General features: G+C 44.0%; 18 protein-coding genes. 3 read left to right on the top strand and 15 right to left on the bottom strand.

From position 1 onward, the window contains the following. Window positions 1-7: 7 nt before the first annotated feature. Window positions 8-757, bottom strand: coding sequence for a CdaR family protein (locus H7T92_RS02575; RefSeq protein WP_201036936.1), 750 nt, complete (start codon window positions 755-757; stop codon window positions 8-10). Continuing rightward, window positions 754-1,602, bottom strand: a complete 849-nt coding sequence (gene cdaA, locus H7T92_RS02570; RefSeq protein ID WP_201036934.1) for a diadenylate cyclase CdaA — start codon at window positions 1,600-1,602, stop codon at window positions 754-756. The genes H7T92_RS02575 and cdaA overlap by 4 nt, the downstream gene beginning before the upstream one ends. Before the next feature lie 103 nt (window positions 1,603-1,705). On the opposite strand from cdaA, the gene murT reads away from it, so the two are divergent. Genes murT through H7T92_RS02555 form a run of 3 tightly spaced genes read left to right on the top strand, consistent with a single transcriptional unit; the run spans window position 1,706 to window position 4,132 of the window. Next, on the top strand, window positions 1,706-3,049 hold the full coding sequence (murT, locus tag H7T92_RS02565) for a lipid II isoglutaminyl synthase subunit MurT (RefSeq protein ID WP_201036933.1): 1,344 nt from the start codon (window positions 1,706-1,708) through the stop codon (window positions 3,047-3,049). Continuing rightward, window positions 3,049-3,837, top strand: coding sequence for a lipid II isoglutaminyl synthase subunit GatD (gatD, locus tag H7T92_RS02560; RefSeq protein ID WP_201036931.1), 789 nt, complete (start codon window positions 3,049-3,051; stop codon window positions 3,835-3,837). Before murT ends, gatD begins: the two co-directional genes overlap by 1 nt. Window positions 3,838-3,847: 10 nt before the next feature. Then, on the top strand, window positions 3,848-4,132 hold the full coding sequence (locus tag H7T92_RS02555; RefSeq protein WP_201036929.1) for a LapA family protein: 285 nt from the start codon (window positions 3,848-3,850) through the stop codon (window positions 4,130-4,132). 22 nt (window positions 4,133-4,154) lie between these two features. Here the strand turns inward: H7T92_RS02555 and H7T92_RS02550 are convergent, their stop codons facing one another. The 13 genes from H7T92_RS02550 to atpA all read right to left on the bottom strand — a co-directional run bounded on the left by H7T92_RS02550 (window position 4,155) and on the right by atpA (window position 17,451). Next, the gene (locus H7T92_RS02550; RefSeq protein WP_201036928.1) at window positions 4,155-5,342 is read right to left on the bottom strand and encodes an MFS transporter; all 1,188 of its coding nucleotides are present in this window, start codon (window positions 5,340-5,342) and stop codon (window positions 4,155-4,157) included. Window positions 5,343-5,451: 109 nt separating this feature from the next. After that, the gene (locus H7T92_RS02545; RefSeq protein ID WP_201036926.1) at window positions 5,452-6,630 is read right to left on the bottom strand and encodes an MFS transporter; all 1,179 of its coding nucleotides are present in this window, start codon (window positions 6,628-6,630) and stop codon (window positions 5,452-5,454) included. Between the two features lie 25 nt (window positions 6,631-6,655). Beyond that, window positions 6,656-7,528: an XRE/MutR family transcriptional regulator gene (locus H7T92_RS02540; protein ID WP_201036924.1), complete on the bottom strand. Its 873-nt coding sequence runs from the start codon at window positions 7,526-7,528 to the stop codon at window positions 6,656-6,658. Continuing rightward, complete coding sequence (locus H7T92_RS02535) at window positions 7,529-9,436, bottom strand: ABC-F family ATP-binding cassette domain-containing protein (RefSeq protein WP_201036922.1); 1,908 nt, start codon at window positions 9,434-9,436, stop codon at window positions 7,529-7,531. Between the two features lie 104 nt (window positions 9,437-9,540). Beyond that, window positions 9,541-10,263, bottom strand: a complete 723-nt coding sequence (locus H7T92_RS02530) for a M57 family metalloprotease (protein ID WP_201036920.1) — start codon at window positions 10,261-10,263, stop codon at window positions 9,541-9,543. An 81-nt stretch (window positions 10,264-10,344) separates the two neighbouring features. Continuing rightward, the gene (locus H7T92_RS02525) at window positions 10,345-11,184 is read right to left on the bottom strand and encodes a DNA/RNA non-specific endonuclease (RefSeq protein WP_201036919.1); all 840 of its coding nucleotides are present in this window, start codon (window positions 11,182-11,184) and stop codon (window positions 10,345-10,347) included. Window positions 11,185-11,267: 83 nt separating this feature from the next. Continuing rightward, complete coding sequence (locus H7T92_RS02520; RefSeq protein ID WP_201036918.1) at window positions 11,268-11,456, bottom strand: DNA-directed RNA polymerase subunit beta; 189 nt, start codon at window positions 11,454-11,456, stop codon at window positions 11,268-11,270. Next, on the bottom strand, window positions 11,446-12,729 hold the full coding sequence (gene murA / locus H7T92_RS02515; protein WP_201036917.1) for a UDP-N-acetylglucosamine 1-carboxyvinyltransferase: 1,284 nt from the start codon (window positions 12,727-12,729) through the stop codon (window positions 11,446-11,448). The genes H7T92_RS02520 and murA overlap by 11 nt, the downstream gene beginning before the upstream one ends. A 66-nt stretch (window positions 12,730-12,795) precedes the next feature. Next, on the bottom strand, window positions 12,796-13,026 hold the full coding sequence (locus H7T92_RS02510; protein WP_201036916.1) for a DUF1146 family protein: 231 nt from the start codon (window positions 13,024-13,026) through the stop codon (window positions 12,796-12,798). 97 nt (window positions 13,027-13,123) lie between these two features. Continuing rightward, the gene (locus H7T92_RS02505; RefSeq protein WP_003002471.1) at window positions 13,124-13,543 is read right to left on the bottom strand and encodes a F0F1 ATP synthase subunit epsilon; all 420 of its coding nucleotides are present in this window, start codon (window positions 13,541-13,543) and stop codon (window positions 13,124-13,126) included. 13 nt (window positions 13,544-13,556) lie between these two features. Continuing rightward, window positions 13,557-14,963, bottom strand: coding sequence for a F0F1 ATP synthase subunit beta (gene atpD / locus H7T92_RS02500; RefSeq protein ID WP_201036915.1), 1,407 nt, complete (start codon window positions 14,961-14,963; stop codon window positions 13,557-13,559). Between the two features lie 85 nt (window positions 14,964-15,048). Next, window positions 15,049-15,930, bottom strand: a complete 882-nt coding sequence (locus H7T92_RS02495; protein ID WP_201036914.1) for a F0F1 ATP synthase subunit gamma — start codon at window positions 15,928-15,930, stop codon at window positions 15,049-15,051. Window positions 15,931-15,945: 15 nt separating this feature from the next. After that, window positions 15,946-17,451 carry a F0F1 ATP synthase subunit alpha gene (atpA, locus tag H7T92_RS02490; protein WP_003006447.1) on the bottom strand — a complete coding sequence of 502 codons (1,506 nt, stop codon included), beginning with the start codon at window positions 17,449-17,451 and terminating at the stop codon, window positions 15,946-15,948. Window positions 17,452-17,461: the final 10 nt, after the last annotated feature.

Genomic DNA, 17,461 nt, shown 5'->3' with positions numbered 1-17,461 from the left:
TTACTTTCTAATTACTTGAACTGGAGGAGGTCGACGACGAACTGCTTGAGCTTGACGTAGACGAGCTACTCTTTGTGGTCACTTGAATCCGTGTTTCACTCGGATTTACCAGACCTGGTAGAACATTTCCTTGGGCATCTACTGCATTTAAGGAAATAGTTCCGCTATAATTTCCACTAATGATCTCACTGGATGGGAAGACCGCTTGGACATGATCAATGCGACTCAAGGTTTCTTGATCGCTCGTCACTTCTACCTTGGTGGTTTCAAGAGAAATATCCGATACCGTGATTCCATCCACAATTTGATTGTCCGGGATCGTAGCCCTGACCGCAAACGATTTTTTCGCTTTCTTCCCGATTTTTACAGAAACTTTCTGAGGCTCAACGGTTGCGGTCAAACCGGCTGGAAGATCTTCTACAATCAACGGTACTTCGACGGTGCCTTCCTTGGCCTTACGAAGATCCGCTACCACGCGAAATTTTCGCGTTCCTGGCTGCATTTCGCTTGCTAGAGCGACCCGGTTTGAACCCTTTAGAAAGACTGTTACCTCGGATGTCAATCCACTGACAAAATATTTCTTGTCATTATACTTGGCATCAATTGGAATATTGGTCAAGGTATTGGTGTAGGTCTCTGAGCTCACTTGTCTAGCGCTACTATTATTTTGAAAATTAAAGGAAGACGCATTGATAAATAAGATAAAGGACAATAAGACGGAGGCTAAAACATAAAGAAATTCTTTTTTCGATCTCATTTTGTTACCCTCCCAAATAGACGCTCTTTCCAACTAGTCGTTTTAGTCTCTTCAGGAACCAAGAAGGATCTCAATTCTGCCTCGAACTCTTCTAAAGTTAAATCGTGTCGGAAAGTTCCATTATAGGTCACAGAGATCCCGCCCGTTTCTTCTGATACCACGAAGGTAAAGGCATCAGAAACTTCAGATAAACCAATGGCTGCGCGGTGACGCGTTCCAAACTCTTTTGAAATTCCGGTATTTTCCGTCAAGGGCAGGTAAGCACAAGAAACGGCAATTTTATCATTGCGGACAATGACCGCTCCATCGTGCAAAGGAGTATTAGGAATGAAGATATTAATCAGCAATTCTCCTGAAATCTCTGCATCTAGAGGAATCCCTGTGGAGATATATTCCTGAAGGGTTCTGGCTCCTTGAATAGCTACCAAGGCACCAATCTTACGTGGGCTCATATAAGCTACTGCCTTGACATAGGCCTGAACCATCTTCTCTTCCTGACTGACTTCACTCGTCGTAAAAAATTCTGTCGCCCGACCTAGACGCTCTAGGCCAATCCGAATTTCAGGGGAGAAAATCACAACCAGCGCAATAACCCCATAGGTAATCACTTGATTGATCAGCCAAGAAATAGTCGTTAAACCCAAAAAATTGGCTAAAAATTGAGCCAAGAAAAAGATAATGACCCCACGCACCAAAATCATGATCTTGGTCCCGACGATGGCCTTGATCAAAAAATACAACAACCAAGCCACCAGGGCAATATCGATGATATTGATAATAACACTCCACCAATTCGGGAACAAACTGGTCCAAAATTGTGGATTTGAAAACTGTTGAATATTCATATTCTCATACCTACCACTTCTCTAAAAGACATCATCTTATTATAACACGTTTCAACAGATTTTTCTGTAACCTTCTGATGCTTTTTATGATAAAATATGATTTATGAAGATAAATACAACCTTGGGCCTTCTGGCAGGAAAGCTTTCCGGCTCTATTCTAGAAAAGATGGGGCGGGGATCAACCCTACCAGGTAAAGTAGCCCTCAAATTTGATAAAGATATTCTCAGTCAACTGGCCAAAAACTATGAGATTGTTGTGATTACAGGGACAAATGGAAAAACCCTTACCACTGCGCTAACCGTAGGTATTCTCCAAGAAGCTTTTGGACCGATTTTAACCAATCCAAGCGGGGCCAATATGATCTCTGGGATTACAACGACCTTCTTACGGGCTAAGCGTTCGAAATCAAATCGACCGATCGCGGTACTTGAAATTGACGAGGCCAGCCTCTCTCGGATTTGTGATTATATCCAGCCCAGCCTTTTTGTGGTCACCAATATTTTCCGGGATCAGATGGACCGCTATGGAGAGATCTATACGACCTACCAAATGATTTTGGATGCCATTCACAAGGTCCCAACTGCAACGGTTCTGTTAAATGGAGATAGTCCGCTCTTTAATAGTCAGACCTTGTCCAATCCAATCCAATATTATGGATTTGATACAGAAAAATCAGAGCCTCAACTAGCCCATTACAATACCGAAGGAATCCTGTGCCCGCATTGCCACAACATCCTCAAGTACAAGCTCAATACCTATGCTAACCTGGGAGATTATATCTGTGAGCATTGTGGTTTCCACCGGCCCCCTCTGACCTATGCCGTATCGGACCTCCTCTCTTTAACCCATCGCTCTTCCAACTTCCGGATCCAAGGGCAAGATTACCACATCAATATCGGTGGTCTCTACAACATCTACAATGCCTTAGCAGCTGTCTCTGTTGCTGGATTCTTTGGAGTACAACCTGAAGTCATCAAGCAAGGATTTGATCGCAGCCGCGCTGTCTTTGGTCGCCAGGAAACCTTTAAGATTGGGGATAAAGAATGTACCTTGGTCCTGATTAAAAATCCGGTTGGTGCGACCCAAGCCATTGAAATGATCAAACTAGCCCCTTATCCCTTCAGCTTATCGGTTCTCCTCAACGCCAACTATGCAGACGGAATCGATACGAGCTGGATTTGGGATGCCGACTTTGAGCAAATCACCCAGATGGACATTCCAGAGATCAACGCTGGCGGAGTGCGCCACTCTGAGATTGCTCGACGACTTCGGGTCACTGGCTATCCTGCAGAAAAGATCACAGAAATGGCTGATTTAAAAGAGGTCTTCCAACGCATCAAGCAACAGGAAACCCCTCACGCTTACATTTTAGCTACCTATACAGCCATGCTAGAATTTCGTGAACTCTTGGCCCAAGAACACCTGATTGAAAAGGAGATGCACTAATGACTTATACTTCCCTAGAATCTTCTGATCAGACACAGTATCCCTACAGCCTGCGCATTGCCCATCTCTATGGCAATTTAATGAATACCTATGGGGACAATGGAAATATCCTCATGCTCAAGTACGTTGCGGAAAAGCTTGGAGCCCATGTCACTGTTGATATCGTCTCTCTCAAAGACCGTTTCGACCCTGATGCCTACGATATCGCTTTTTTCGGCGGAGGACAAGACTACGAGCAGACCATTGTATCTGAGGACCTCCCAGATAAAAAAGAAGACCTCGAACGCTTCATTCAGGACGATGGCGTGGTCCTGGCTATTTGTGGTGGCTTTCAGCTTCTAGGCCAATACTACATTGAAGCTTCTGGCAAACGTATTGAGGGACTTGGTATTATGGGCCACTATACGCTCAACCAAGTCAACAACCGCTATATCGGTGATATCAAAATCCATAACGAAGAATTTAACGAAACCTATTATGGTTTTGAGAACCACCAAGGTCGGACCTTTTTAGCGGAGGATGAAAAACCGCTGGGTAAGGTCGTCTATGGAAATGGGAACAACAAAGAAGATGGGTGCGAAGGGGTTCATTATAAGAACGTCTTTGGCAGCTACTTCCACGGTCCTATCTTGTCCCGAAATGCCAATTTGGCCTATCGCCTAGTGAGCACTGCCCTAAAAAATAAATATGGCAAGGACCTTTCCCTACCGGCTTATGAGGAGATTCTAAGCCTAGAGCAGCCGGAAGAGTACGCTGATGTGAAAAGCAAGGCTCCGACTGAACAATAAGGAGATGACAATGAATAAAAAAAATCTACACTACATTGCTTTATTACTTTCCATCTTATTGATTGCTGGTATTTCCCTTGCAAATATGCAAACGGTCACCGTGAATTTCCTCTTGATTCAATTTAAATTACCCTTGATCATTCTGATCTTGCTCTGTGTCCTCTTGGGTGCATTCGTCATGACCTTGGTTAATTTTTCAAAGGGCTTCTCCCTAAAAAAAGAACTCAAGAGCACTCAAAAGCAACTGGAAGAAGAAAAGAAAGAAATCAAGACAGAAGAAAAAGAAAACAACTAAAAAGCACCGATTGGTGCTTTTTTCATGCTGATGTACCTTCTTTTGCTTGTAATTTCTTGACGACTACTTGAGCGAGGAGTGAAAAGAGAATGACACCAGCTCCGATCAGGAGAAAGGATTCTACTCGGACGCTTGGTAACCAGGTCATCAAGCCTTTAGCCACAGGCATAAAGAGAATGGCCAAGGTAAAAATGGTGCTTAAGACCCGGCCCAGATAGTCTCCTTCTACCTTGGTTTGAACTTGGGTAAAAAAGTGAATGTTAAAAATCGTCATAAAGAGTTCACAGACTAAATTTCCAGAAAAGGATAGAAGGTGAGGAAGGGGCAAGCCCATCATGAAGACTCCTACTCCTGTTAAAATCAATAAGAAGAGAAGCATCTTCATGCTTGATTTAAATTTATTAGCAATCAAGGCTCCGATGATGGAGCCAATAGCCCCCAAGGTTAAGATAGTCGCATAAGCGCCCTTGACCCCGTAAAGTCGGTTCGAAAAGGGAAGTAAAAACTCAAAAGCTGCAAAAAAGAAATTGACGCTGGAAGCCACCAAGAGGAGAAAGAAAATTTCTTTCTGATGCCAGATATAGTGCAATCCATCCTTGATATCCGAAAAAATATCTTTTCCTGTGAACCGTTTCTTTTCTTGAACTTTGGCTTCTTCTTTCGGAAGGAATGCCACTAGGACAAAGGCGATGAAAAAGGTCAGCGCATCCAGTAAGAGGGTCGCATGGAGACTGGCAAATTGTAAAACAAGGAAAGAGAATACAGGTGAGCTAACACCGACAACCTGTAAGACCAACTCCAAGCGGGCATTATAGGTCACAATCTCGTCCTTCTCTACGACCTCAGTGATAATGGCTTTGTTGGCTGTACGAGAAAATGCAAAGGCAATGGCCTGAACAATATTGGCAACAATCAGGGCTGCAATCATCCAACGATCGTTCCTGATAAAAGAAATCGCCAAACAAAGGAGTCCACACACCAGGTCGGTCGTCATCAAAATCTTGCGACGGGAAAAACGATCTGAGATCACGCCTCCAAATGGATTGACTAGAATGGAGGTGACAAGTTCAGAAATTTGATAAATCCCCAACACCGTCTTTCCAACCGTCCCCATTGAGGCCAGCCAGACACTATTCCCATAGTCATAGAGCATATTTCCCATTCTATTGATCGCCCCACGAGCAATTAATTGGACTGCATGTCGATTCATAAAAAAACCTCCTTCATTTTCTGAAACTATTGTATCAGTTCATGAAAGAGGTTTTCATTTTGTCCCTTATTTGGGAAAATTAATAAATTACAATTTTATAAAAGGATGCCTACTGTTCTTTTGATTGAAGCTGCTTGGCGACTACTTGTGCCAAGAGTGAAAAGAGAATAACTCCAGCTCCAATCAGGAGAAAGGATTCTACTCGGACACTTGGTAACCAAGTCATCAAACCTTTGGCGATGGGCATAAAGAGAACAGCCAAAGTATAAATCGTGCTCAAGACTCTCCCCAGATAATCATCTTCCACCTTGGTTTGCACTTGAGTAAAAACGTGGATGTCGAAAATGGTCACAAAAAATTCACAGACCAGATTTCCCGAAAAGGAAAGATAAGTCGGAAGAGGCAAGCCCATCATGAACACTCCTACACCTGCCATAATCAGTAAAAACAGGAGAATTTTCATACTTGATGTCATTTTATTGGCAACAAGTGCTCCTAGAATAGATCCAATAGCCCCCAAGGTTAAGATGGTCGCATAAGCCCCCTTGCCCCCGTAGAGTCGATTGGAAAATGGAAGTAAAAACTCAAAAGCCGCAAAAAAGAAATTAACACCGGAAGCCACCAACAAGAGAAAGAAAATGTCTTTCTGATGCCAGATATAGTCTAACCCCTCCTTGATATCAGAAAAAACATCTTTCCCCGTAAACTGTTTCTTTTCTTGAACCTTTGCTACTTCTTTCGGAAGGAATGCCACTAGGACAAAGGCAATGAAAAAGGTCAGCGCATCTAGTAAGAGGGTCGCATGGAGACTGGCAAATTGTAGAACTAGGAAAGAAAACACGGGAGAACTGACACTAACAACTTGTAAGACCAGCTCCAAGTGCGCATTATAGGTTACAATCTCTTCTTTCTCCACAACTTCTGTAATAATGGCTTTATTGGCAGGTCGAGAAAAACCAAAGGCAATGGCCTGAACAATATTGGCAACAATCAGAGCCGCAATCATCCAACGATCATTTCTGATAAAAGAAATCGCCAAACACAGGAGACCACACACCAAGTCGGTCGTCATCAAAATCTTGCGACGAGAAAAACGGTCTGAAATCACCCCTCCAAAAGGATTCACGAGGATCCCTGTCACTAACTCAGAAATCTGATAGATTCCTAATACCGTCTTTCCTATAGTCCCCATTGAGGCCAGCCAGACACTATTCCCATAATCATAGAGCATATTTCCAATTTTGGTAATCGCTCCACGACTAATTAATTGGACTGCATGTCGGTTCATAAAATCTCCTTTATCTCTCTCCTATTTAGGAACATTCATCTATTACAAATTTATCAAAGTGTTCTTGATAGTAAGCTACCTGCTCTGGAAGACCTAGCACATCAAAAATATGCATAGCCTCTTGCATTTGCTGACTCCCTTCTTCTGTTTGCCCCTTCTGATAGAGGGCAAATCCCTTGAGGTAATGAAAGACATTGCGCTCGTAGAGTTTGATGCTCTTGCCGATAATCTTTTCCACAGAGGCTTCAAAATAACTAGCACTTTCAAAAGAACGGTGTTCTAAACAATGCTGGTAACAATTCAGAGCTAGAATCAAGACCAGTTTTCGATGGCGACCAATTTCCTTGTAGAAATCTTCCCGCTCCATCACTTCTCTACCAAGCCGAGTGACATAATCCACATCATAAAAGCTATAAAGATTGCCAAAAAGGATCAACTCATACATGGTCCATTCTTCCGTTTGAAAGAGATAATCCGCCACCTTTTCCAGATCACGTTGCTTCATCGTGTAGCTGGCATCTCTCTGGCAAATCAGCCCTTGTAACAAAATCCAGTTCAATTCAAAATAGAGGGGATTGGTCGAACTTGTAGCCTTTTCCAGTTGTTCTCCTTGAAGCCTTTGAAAACCAGCAATATCATTTGCATAGTAAAGCGGAATAATCTGAGCCATCAAGGCGACATGCTCATGGTGTTGAAAATTCCTAGCCTTATCCATAAAATTCTCAATCGTCACATGGATATTGTCCAAAATTTCAAAGAAGCGCGACGTAGCCAGATCCGACTCCCCCAATTCAAAGCGGGATAACTGGGAGGTCGAGCAGGCTTCTCCTGCAGCTTCTTTTAACGAATAATTTTTACTGATTCGAAATTCACGAAAAACTTTGCCTAAATCTTCCATCTATTCCACCTGCTCTGACAGTTCTGCCCACTCTTCCATGACCGCTTCCTGCTGGACAGTCAGTTGGTCCAGGTCACTCTGGAGTTGAACTAAGTCGGCTGCATCATTGGTGCTATGCATGGTTTCGGTGATGTCTTGGATTTTCTGATCTAGCTCTTCCATCTCTGCTTCCAATTGCTCAATGCGACGGGTGATTTTACGGAGTTCCTTTTGATTTTGTTTTTGCAAGTGATAGTCATTGCTAGTGACTTCTTCCGTTGAAGAAGCGGGCTCAGCTTCTGCTTGCGCTGCAGCAAGGGCCTCTAACTCTGCTTTTTTCTCCAAATAATAATCATAGTCTCCCAGATAAAGGGTCGAGCCCTCTTCTGAGAGTTCTAAGACTTGGGTCGCTACCCGATTGATAAAGTAGCGGTCGTGGCTGACAAAGAGCAGGGTCCCATCAAAATCAATCAAGGCATTTTCCAGTACTTCCTTGCTATCGATGTCCAAGTGGTTGGTCGGTTCATCGAGAATCAAGAAATTGTTGTTTTCCATGGACAGCTTGGCCAAGAGCAGACGCGCCCGCTCTCCACCTGACAGCATGCCGACAGTTTTCTTGACATCATCCCCAGAGAAAAGAAAGGCTCCTAGGCGATTGCGGATCTCCACTTCTGGCGTCAATTTAAAATCATTCCAGAGCTCATCCAAGACACTGTTGTGAGGGGTTAGCTTACTCTGAGTCTGGTCATAGTAGCCCACCTCGACATTAGCCCCAAAGCGAGCTTCCCCCTTGATAAAAGGAATCTGCCCGACGATGGACTTGATAAGAGTAGATTTCCCGATTCCATTTGGTCCTACAATAGCGACCGCATTCATCTTGCGGATATCCAGATTGATGGGCTCTGACAGGATTTGATCGTCATAACCGACAGCTGCCTCTTCTACTGTTAAGACGACATTTCCCGATGTCTTATCAGAATGGAAGGGCATATGAGCAGACTTAGTCCCAGCTTCCGGCTTGTCTAGGCGCTCCATTTTTTCCAACTGCTTGCGCCGAGACTGGGCCCGTTTGGTGGTCGACGCCCGCACCAAATTTCGATTAACAAAGTCTTCAAGCGCAGCTATTTCTTTTTGTTGCTTCTCGTAGTTCTTGGCTTCGGTCAACAATTTTTGCTCTTTTTGCTCGACAAAGCTGGAGTAATTGCCGACATAGCGGTCCAAAGAATGCTTGGTCAAGTCCAGTGTAATGGTTGCGACCTTGTCTAAGAAATACCGGTCGTGGCTGACAATGAGAAGGGCCCCGCTATAATTGACCAAGTAATTTTCCAACCAGGCAATGGTCTCAATATCCAAGTGGTTGGTTGGCTCGTCCAGTACCAAGAGATTTGGCTTTTCCAAGAGCATCTTGGCCAGAGCCAGACGTGTATTTTGCCCACCAGACAGCTCCTCAATCTTCATCTGCCACATGGACTCATCAAACTTGAAGCCGTTTAAAATGGCGCGGATATCTGCCTCATAGGTGAAGCCACCAGCTTGACGAAATTCTTCCGATAAACGGTCATAATCCAGCATGAGTTTGTCCAAGTCAGCCCCTGTTTTTTCACCCATCTCCAGCTCCATCTGTCGTAAAGTTTTCTCCGTCTTACGAAGATCGTCAAAGACATGGAGCATTTCATCGTAGATGGTATTGGACGACTCAAAGCGGCTATCTTGGGCCAGATATGAGAGGGAAAGGTCCCGTTTTTTATTGATTTCCCCAGAAGTCGGCTCTTCTTCTCCGACCAAGATTTTCAAGAGCGTGGATTTGCCGGCTCCGTTCTTTCCAACCAGGGCAATTCGGTCCCGTTCATCCACTTGCAGGCTGATATTATCAAAAAGAACCTCCCCTGCAAAAGAGCGTTCAATTTTGTTGGCTTGTAAAATAATCATGTCCCTATTTTACTATCTTTTTACGGATTAAACAAGGGAAGACGAAGCATCAAAAAAATCCCGAGCCCCTTGAGGCCCAGAACTTTTAGCAAGTATTTTAAAACTCATTCTTCCTTGTATAATTGCCGGACTGCTTCTACATCTGAATCCTGGATACTGTAGAAAGAGCCAGCTGGTTGCATGACCGATTCTCCATCTGTGTGGTCCAACCCAATCGCATGGCCTAACTCATGCTCTGCTGTATTGACAATCCGATCATAACTATAGTTATAGACATAATTTAACAGATAATGGCGATTGAGGCGAACTGTGATGTGGGTGAACCGATTGGTTAAGAGGTTAGTTTGAGAGGCAGTCTCTCCTGCTGCAGAAACGGATGCGTTGTCCATCTCGGTCAAGACCACATTGGCTTCTTTTTCATTTGTGACCAGCTTGAAAGTAAAGGCACCTGTTTGGTTCCAAGCCTCAATGGCATCCCGATAAGCTTTTATAAAGGTTTGATTGATATTGGGATCCAAATAGACCGTGGCTTCCGCTTTTTCCCAGCGAGCGCCACTATGCTCATGATTGTCCGTCTGCGTGGTCTGTGAGCTAGGTGTCATCCCAAAGCGCGATGCAAAGCCCTGATCACCAAATAAATTGCCGACTTGATAGACAACCTTTTGGGCAGCTCGTCCAAATCCATCCATACCAGAACTAGGAGAATCTGTGAAATAGATGATCCCCACTAGGACGAGAAAACTGATCGCAATGGTCCAGAAAAATCCCCAAAAAAGACTCCAAGCCATGCGAAGGATTCCTCTGAAAAATCGAAAAATGGTTCCCATACATTCTCCTTTCTCTTAAAGAAGGTATGCAATTGTAACACCCCATTCTTAAAAAAAACTTAAATAGCCATGCTTTCTGGCTTATTGATGAACGGTTACTTTTCCTGTCTGGTAATCCAGGCTAATCCCACTTTGAACATTGGGAACAAAGACATTGAACTCAAGGGTCCCATCACTCGATTTGGCTTCGATATGAGAACCTAACGGAATCAAATCTTCTGGTTGGTTGTAGATCAAGGTTACTCGATAGCGGATCCTCTTGTTCTTATCCAGTGCTTTTCGAACCAGGGTCTCGTAGTAGTTTTGACCGGTGGAATGAGGTTCATTGGCTTGATTGGACCAAGCCGTTTGCACAGCGATATTTTTGGGATTGCTAGTCGAAGCATCGAAACCTTTGAGATTACCGATCAAGGCATAGCCCAATAGGTGGCCCCGATCCACAGCATGGTCATACTCGCCTGACAGATGATGGACCTGATGCCAACCTGCTGGTTTCCAATCGGTTAGGCCACTACCTGTTGCATCCCGATCTCTGTACTGGCGAGTCGCCTTAGTCATGATGGCATTGGCAACCGTCGGCACAGTCTTTCCATTGACTTCTTTTGTCTTGTTATCGGCATAGGGTTGACTAGCCACACTGGCATCCAGATCTGTTCGATTTCCCTTAACTACAAATGCTCCAGCACCATTCCATTCCAAGTCATTTCCTAATTGTGAACGGGCAGATTTCGTTAGTACAGAGCTAGCTAACTCTTTACTAGGTGTTTCTTGTTGGCTACTAGTCACCACCGAAACAACCTGATCTGTCGCTTCTTTAACCGTCGGTTGATTAAAATAATAACCCCCAATAGCTAGGGCCGTTGCCACCACAAAACCGGCTAGGGTTTGTTTGGTTCTTTTGCTTACTGTTTGTTTTGCCATATCTCTCTCCAAAAAAGAGCAGCGCTAGATGGGTCATTGACTCGATTCGCTGCTCTCCTTTTTACTCAATTTTAGTTAAAAGCTTATTTGCCTGTTAGCTTTCCAATGATCTCTGACCAAGTGTCCGGAGAGAGAATGGACCATGGATTTTTTCCATCTCCAATCACTCCATAGCCAATGACCAAACCAACTGCAAAAATGATGATTCCAATCACAGCCAACATGAGGACAATTCCTAGCTGTTTTCCAACATAGCGAAGATTAGTTTTCATCGTCTTCTTCCTCTACACGTTTCACGTCTGCACCTAGTGCCACCAATTTCTCATGGAATTGATAATAACCACGATCTAAGTGACTTAATTTGCTGACTTTCGTCTCTCCTTCTGCTACCAAGCCCATCAAGACCAAGGTTGCACTTGCTCGTAAATCGGTCGACATGACCTCTGCACCTTGGAAGCTTTCCCCTCCAACGATACGAGCTGTATCCCGCATAATGTCTGAGTGAACGCCCATCCGACGCATTTCTTCCAAATGCTGGAAGCGATTCTCAAAAACCGTTTCAATCATGGTAGACTCACCTTTAGCCATGGCCATCAAGGCTGTGAATTGAGCCTGCATATCGGTTGGGAATCCTGGATAGGGAAGGGTTTTAACCGTCACTGGACGGAGCTTACTGATATCCGATTGAATCCGAATTCCATTTTCTTCTTCGGTTACCGTTACACCCATCTCCTGCATCTTAGATAGAAGCGGACGGTTGTGTTCCCAAATGGCATCTTCGATCAAGACATCTCCACCAGTCATGGCTGCCCCAATCATAAAGGTTCCAGCTTCGATGCGGTCCTGCACAACATTGTGGTTTGCACCATGCAGACTCTCCACACCAACGATGGTCAAGGTCTCAGTTCCTGCACCCTTGACGTTAGCTCCCATTTTATTCAGCAAGAGAGCTAGGTCAACAATTTCAGGTTCCCGAGCTGCATTTTCAATCACCGTGACTCCATCTGCCAAGGTTGCCGCCATCATAATATTTTGTGTCGCCCCTACTGATGGGAAGTCCATATAGATGTGTGCACCCTTGAGACGATCTGCTTTTGCTTCAATATAGCCGGCTGTTTGGGTAATTTCAGCTCCCATAGCTTCCAGACCTTTGAGATGAAGGTCAATCGGACGACTCCCGATCGTACAGCCTCCAGGCATGGAAACTTTGGCATGGCCATTGCGTGCCAAGACAGGACCCAAGACAACGATAGAAGCCCGCATCTTACTCACATATTTATAAGGCGCTTCCTCAGACAATTTCTCTCGTGCATCTACGACAACCGTATTGTCTTCTTCATTGAAGGTCACTTGTGCATTCAAGCCACGAACAACATTGTTCATTGTGAAGACATCTGATAAAACAGGGACGTTTTTTAAGGTTGTCACGCCCTCACTTGCAAGGACTGTTGCAGCAAGAAGCGGAAGGACAGCGTTTTTTGCTCCTTCGATTTTGACAGTTCCAACTAGTCGATTATTTCCACCATTAACGATTATTTTTTCCATACGGGATTGTTCTCCAATTTCTTAAAGTCACGACTTCTATCATACCATATTTTTGATAAAATGTGGCTAGAATTGGCCAATAAAAATCTGCCGACTCATCTCATACACGCTGATAAAAAATGAGCTGGCTAGATAGCCGATTCCAATGCTGAGCATCAAGATCAAAAAACGGATTTTAACCGCATTTTCAGCACTTACTTTTAAAAACTTTTCCCATTGAACTAGGTTCAACAATAGGTAATAGGCAAAAAAGATAAACAATAAATGGCTTGAAAGATTAAAAATCATTTGAATCATACAGCTATTATACCATATTTGGTCCGTACTTTCTTCTTTTGATTCTCTCCCAACAAAAATAAGGTGAGGACAAAACCTCCACCTTATTTTGAATATCTTATAAACGATTTCCGACATTAATCCGGTTAATGGCGCGTTGAAGAGCAATTTTAGCACGACGTTCCATATCAACCGAATGCTGATCTTTGGCTTCTTCAATCGCTTTTTCAGCTCGCAGTTTGGCACGTTCTGCACGACTAATGTCGATATCTCGAGCACGTTCGGCAGAATCGGCAACAATGGTAATGACATTATCAGCTACTTCGATAATCCCACCATTGACTGCAATCCAATCAATATGTTTGTCATCGTCGACACGACGAACCTTTACTTGGTCTACAGCCAAAACCGCAATGGTATTGATATGATGAGGTAAAATCCCTAATTCACCATCAATTGTCTTGACAGATACAAATGCGGCATGATGATCATAAACCAGTCCATCCGGTGTAACGATTTGGACGTTCATTTGACTCATCTTTCACCTCTTCTTAGAATCCCATTTTTTCAGCTTTGGCGATCACATCTTCGATCGATCCAACACCACGGAAGGCATCTTCAGGAAGATGGTCATATTTCCCATCCAAAATTTCTTTAAAGCCACGAACAGTTTCTCCAACTGGTACATAAGAACCAGGTTGACCTGTAAATTGTTCCGCAACGTTGAAGTTTTGTGACAAGAAGAATTGGATCCGGCGAGCACGAGCAACCAAGGTCTTTTCTTCGTCAGACAATTCATCCATCCCCAAGATAGCAATGATATCTTGCAATTCATGGTAACGTTGAAGGACGCGTTTGACTTCAGAAGCTACTGCATAGTGTTCTTCTCCTACGATTTCTGGAGAAAGGGCACGTGAGCTTGATGCCAATGGATCCACCGCAGGGTAGATCCCCAATTGTACCAATTTACGTTCCAAGTTGGTGGTTGAATCCAAGTGAGCAAAAGCGGTTGCTGGCGCTGGGTCTGTATAGTCATCGGCTGGCACATAGATGGCTTGGATCGATGTAACAGAACCTTTCTTCGTTGACGTAATACGTTCTTGCAATTGACCCATTTCAGTTGCCAAAGTAGGTTGGTAACCAACGGCTGATGGCATCCGTCCCAAAAGGGCTGATACTTCAGATCCGGCTTGAGTGAAACGGAAGATATTGTCGATAAACAAGAGAACGTCCTGACCTTCGACATCACGGAAGTATTCCGCAATGGTCAAACCAGTCAAAGCAACACGCATCCGTGCTCCAGGTGGCTCATTCATTTGTCCAAAAACCATGGCTGTTTTTTCAATAACGCCAGATTCTTTCATTTCCCAGTAAAGGTCATTCCCTTCACGTGTCCGTTCCCCAACACCGGTAAATACAGAAATCCCACCGTGTTCTTGGGCAATATTATGGATTAATTCTTGAATCAAGACGGTCTTCCCAACTCCGGCACCACCGAAGAGTCCGACCTTCCCACCTTTCAAATAAGGAGCTAAGAGGTCAATAACCTTGATCCCTGTTTCAAGAATTTCTTCTGAAGTAGAGAGCTCGTCAAAGGATGGAGCTTTTTTGTGGATGGAGTCACGAGGAGCATCCTCAGGAAAAGGTTGATCCAAGTCAATGGTATCTCCAAGAACATTGAAGACACGTCCCAAGGTTTCTTTTCCGACAGGAACAGAGATTGGACGACCTGTGTCCAAGACTTCCATTCCACGTGTTAAACCATCAGTTGATTCCATGGCGATGGTCCGTACAACCCCATCACCAAGTTCCAAAGCTACTTCAAGAACGACTTTTGATTTTTGTTGGTCATTTTTATAGACTACAAGCGCATTATTGATCTCAGGAAGTTTATCTCCAATGGAAAAGGCAACGTCTACGACGGGACCTACGACCTGAGAAATTTTGCCTAAACTCATGTCATTCTCCTATTCTAAGTAATTTCTACTGCTCAAAAGTTCTCTTTCGAGCATCTGTTTTTGTATTTAAAATTGTATCCGACAACTATTCAAGGGCGCTAGCACCAGCAACGATTTCGGTAATTTCTTGTGTAATCGCTGCTTGACGAGCACGGTTGTATTGAATCGTTAATTCATCAATGACTTTCTTGGCATTGTCTGTTGCAGTTTGCATGGCCATCATCCCCGCAGCATTTTCAGCTGTTTTAGCATCAATAATGGCACCATAGATCATGCTTTCAGCAAATTGAGGGAGCAATTGATCCAAAATGGCATCTCGACTAGATTCCAATTCTAGATTCAATACATAATCCTCATCTGCTTCATTGGGGTCCAAATCAATAATCGGAAGCATCTGTTCTACCCGCATTTGGCTAGTCAAACTGTTAACGTGATGGTTGTAACAGACGTACAACTCGTCAAACAAGCCTTCCTGATACATTTGGACTGTTTTCGAAATGATCGTACGAACTTCCTTAAAGCTAGGTTGATCAGGCAAACCACGCAATTCATAAACCGGCTGAATCCCACGGGCACGGAAGAAATCCGCACCGACACTTCCAATACAGATCACTTCAAAGTCATCTCCAGTTGGATGGTATTCTGCCTTCATTTCCATCATGGTTTTAAGGATGGAGGCATTGTAGCCTCCGACCAAACCACGATCAGATGTAATGACGATATAAGCTGTCTTATTTACCGGCCGACTCACCAACATAGGATGGGATTTGGCATTTTCTGTTTCATGTCCATGGAGCAAGTCTGTTAGTAACTTACGTACCTTAGCGGCATAAACCTGAAAATCCTTGGCTGCTTGCTCAGATTTCCCGAGTTTAGCAGCAGACACCATCTGCATAGCATTGGTAATTTGACTGGTATTTTTAGTGGATGCAATTTTATTTTTTATATCATTTAATGAAACTGCCATCTTCCACTCCTATTTCTATTTGAAATTTGACTGGTTGACAAATTCTGTAAGGGCTGCATCCAGTTCTTCTTCTGCTGGAAGATCATGTGTCGAACGAATCGTCTCAAAGATTTGGTTATAATGTGCTTCAAAGTAATCAAACAACTCTTCTTGGAAACGAAGAATATCGTCTACTGGAACACTATCTAAGAAACCATGAGTCAAGGCATACAAGATCACGACTTGTTTTTCAACTGTCAATGGTTCATGAACAGGTTGTTTCAAGACTTCAACTGTTCGGCGACCACGGTTCAATTTCGCTTGAGTCGCAGCATCCAAGTCGCTACCAAATTTCGTGAAGGCTTCCAATTCACGGTATGAAGCGAGGTCGATACGAAGAGTACCCGCAACTTTCTTCATAGCCTTGATTTGGGCAGCTCCCCCTACACGGGATACAGAAGAACCTGCATCAATGGCCGGACGAATACCAGCATTGAACAAACTATCTTGCAAGAAGATTTGTCCATCTGTGATCGAAATCACGTTGGTTGCGATATAAGCAGAAATATCTCCTGCTTGGGTTTCAATGATTGGAAGAGCTGTAATAGAGCCACCACCCAATTCATCTGAAACTTTAGCTGAACGTTCCAACAAACGGCTGTGGAGATAGAAGACATCCCCTGGGAAGGCTTCACGTCCTGGTGGACGACGAAGAAGAAGGGACAATTCACGGTAGGCTACGGCTTGTTTTGACAAATCATCATAGACGATCAAAACGTGTTTACCGTTATACATGAACTCTTCTGCCATGGCAACCCCGGCATAAGGTGCCAAGTAGAGCAATGGAGACGGTTGGGAAGCCGAAGCGGTTACCACAATCGTATAATCCATGGCTCCGTATTTACGAAGAGTTTCTACTTGCGTACGAACTGTTGATTCTTTTTGACCAATCGCCACATAGATACAGATCATGTCTTGACCCTTTTGGTTCAAGATGGTATCGATGGCAATCGAAGTTTTCCCTGTTTGACGGTCCCCGATAATCAATTCCCGTTGGCCACGTCCGATTGGAACGAGGGCATCAATGGCTTTCAAACCAGTTTGTAGGGGTTCTGAGACAGATTTCCGTTGCATAACACCAGGAGCTGGTGTTTCGACTGGACGGAATTTATCTGTCACAATCTCACCCAAACCATCTACTGGTTGGCCAAGTGGGTTGACAACCCGACCAATCAAGGCATCCCCTGCAGGGACTTCCATGATTTTACCTGTACGACGGACAGAGTCTCCTTCACGAATATCCGTGAAATCACCCAAGATGATGATACCGACATCCGTTGTCTCTAAGTTTTGGGCCATCCCGTATGAGCCATTTTCAAAGATCAACAACTCACCACTCATGGCATTTTCAAGACCATGAGCACGGGCAATCCCGTCACCAATGTAGGTTACAACACCTGTCTCAGTGACGTCAAAGTTTGGCTTGAAATTTTCAATTTGTTGCTTAATTAAAGCGCTGATTTCTTGTGCGTTAATCGCCAAAATTCACACC

Origin of the sequence: Streptococcus parasanguinis (assembly GCF_016648855.1) — a bacterium.
GTDB classification, from domain to species: domain Bacteria; phylum Bacillota; class Bacilli; order Lactobacillales; family Streptococcaceae; genus Streptococcus; species Streptococcus parasanguinis_L.
The sequence above is the reverse complement of the archived record's forward strand: the minus strand, read 5'-3'. Positions and strand labels throughout refer to the sequence as shown.

Bases quoted from the DNA above. Each gene is read 5' to 3' on its own strand.
- H7T92_RS02575 (WP_201036936.1), bottom strand. From the start codon at position 757: ATGAGATCGAAAAAAGAATTTCTTTATGTTTTAGCCTCCGTCTTATTG.
- cdaA (WP_201036934.1), bottom strand. From the start codon at position 1,602: ATGAATATTCAACAGTTTTCAAATCCACAATTTTGGACCAGTTTGTTC.
- murT (WP_201036933.1), top strand. From the start codon at position 1,706: ATGAAGATAAATACAACCTTGGGCCTTCTGGCAGGAAAGCTTTCCGGC.
- gatD (WP_201036931.1), top strand. From the start codon at position 3,049: ATGACTTATACTTCCCTAGAATCTTCTGATCAGACACAGTATCCCTAC.
- H7T92_RS02555 (WP_201036929.1), top strand. From the start codon at position 3,848: ATGAATAAAAAAAATCTACACTACATTGCTTTATTACTTTCCATCTTA.
- H7T92_RS02550 (WP_201036928.1), bottom strand. From the start codon at position 5,342: ATGAATCGACATGCAGTCCAATTAATTGCTCGTGGGGCGATCAATAGA.
- H7T92_RS02545 (WP_201036926.1), bottom strand. From the start codon at position 6,630: ATGAACCGACATGCAGTCCAATTAATTAGTCGTGGAGCGATTACCAAA.
- H7T92_RS02540 (WP_201036924.1), bottom strand. From the start codon at position 7,528: ATGGAAGATTTAGGCAAAGTTTTTCGTGAATTTCGAATCAGTAAAAAT.
- H7T92_RS02535 (WP_201036922.1), bottom strand. From the start codon at position 9,436: ATGATTATTTTACAAGCCAACAAAATTGAACGCTCTTTTGCAGGGGAG.
- H7T92_RS02530 (WP_201036920.1), bottom strand. From the start codon at position 10,263: ATGGGAACCATTTTTCGATTTTTCAGAGGAATCCTTCGCATGGCTTGG.
- H7T92_RS02525 (WP_201036919.1), bottom strand. From the start codon at position 11,184: ATGGCAAAACAAACAGTAAGCAAAAGAACCAAACAAACCCTAGCCGGT.
- H7T92_RS02520 (WP_201036918.1), bottom strand. From the start codon at position 11,456: ATGAAAACTAATCTTCGCTATGTTGGAAAACAGCTAGGAATTGTCCTC.
- murA (WP_201036917.1), bottom strand. From the start codon at position 12,729: ATGGAAAAAATAATCGTTAATGGTGGAAATAATCGACTAGTTGGAACT.
- H7T92_RS02510 (WP_201036916.1), bottom strand. From the start codon at position 13,026: ATGATTCAAATGATTTTTAATCTTTCAAGCCATTTATTGTTTATCTTT.
- H7T92_RS02505 (WP_003002471.1), bottom strand. From the start codon at position 13,543: ATGAGTCAAATGAACGTCCAAATCGTTACACCGGATGGACTGGTTTAT.
- atpD (WP_201036915.1), bottom strand. From the start codon at position 14,963: ATGAGTTTAGGCAAAATTTCTCAGGTCGTAGGTCCCGTCGTAGACGTT.
- H7T92_RS02495 (WP_201036914.1), bottom strand. From the start codon at position 15,930: ATGGCAGTTTCATTAAATGATATAAAAAATAAAATTGCATCCACTAAA.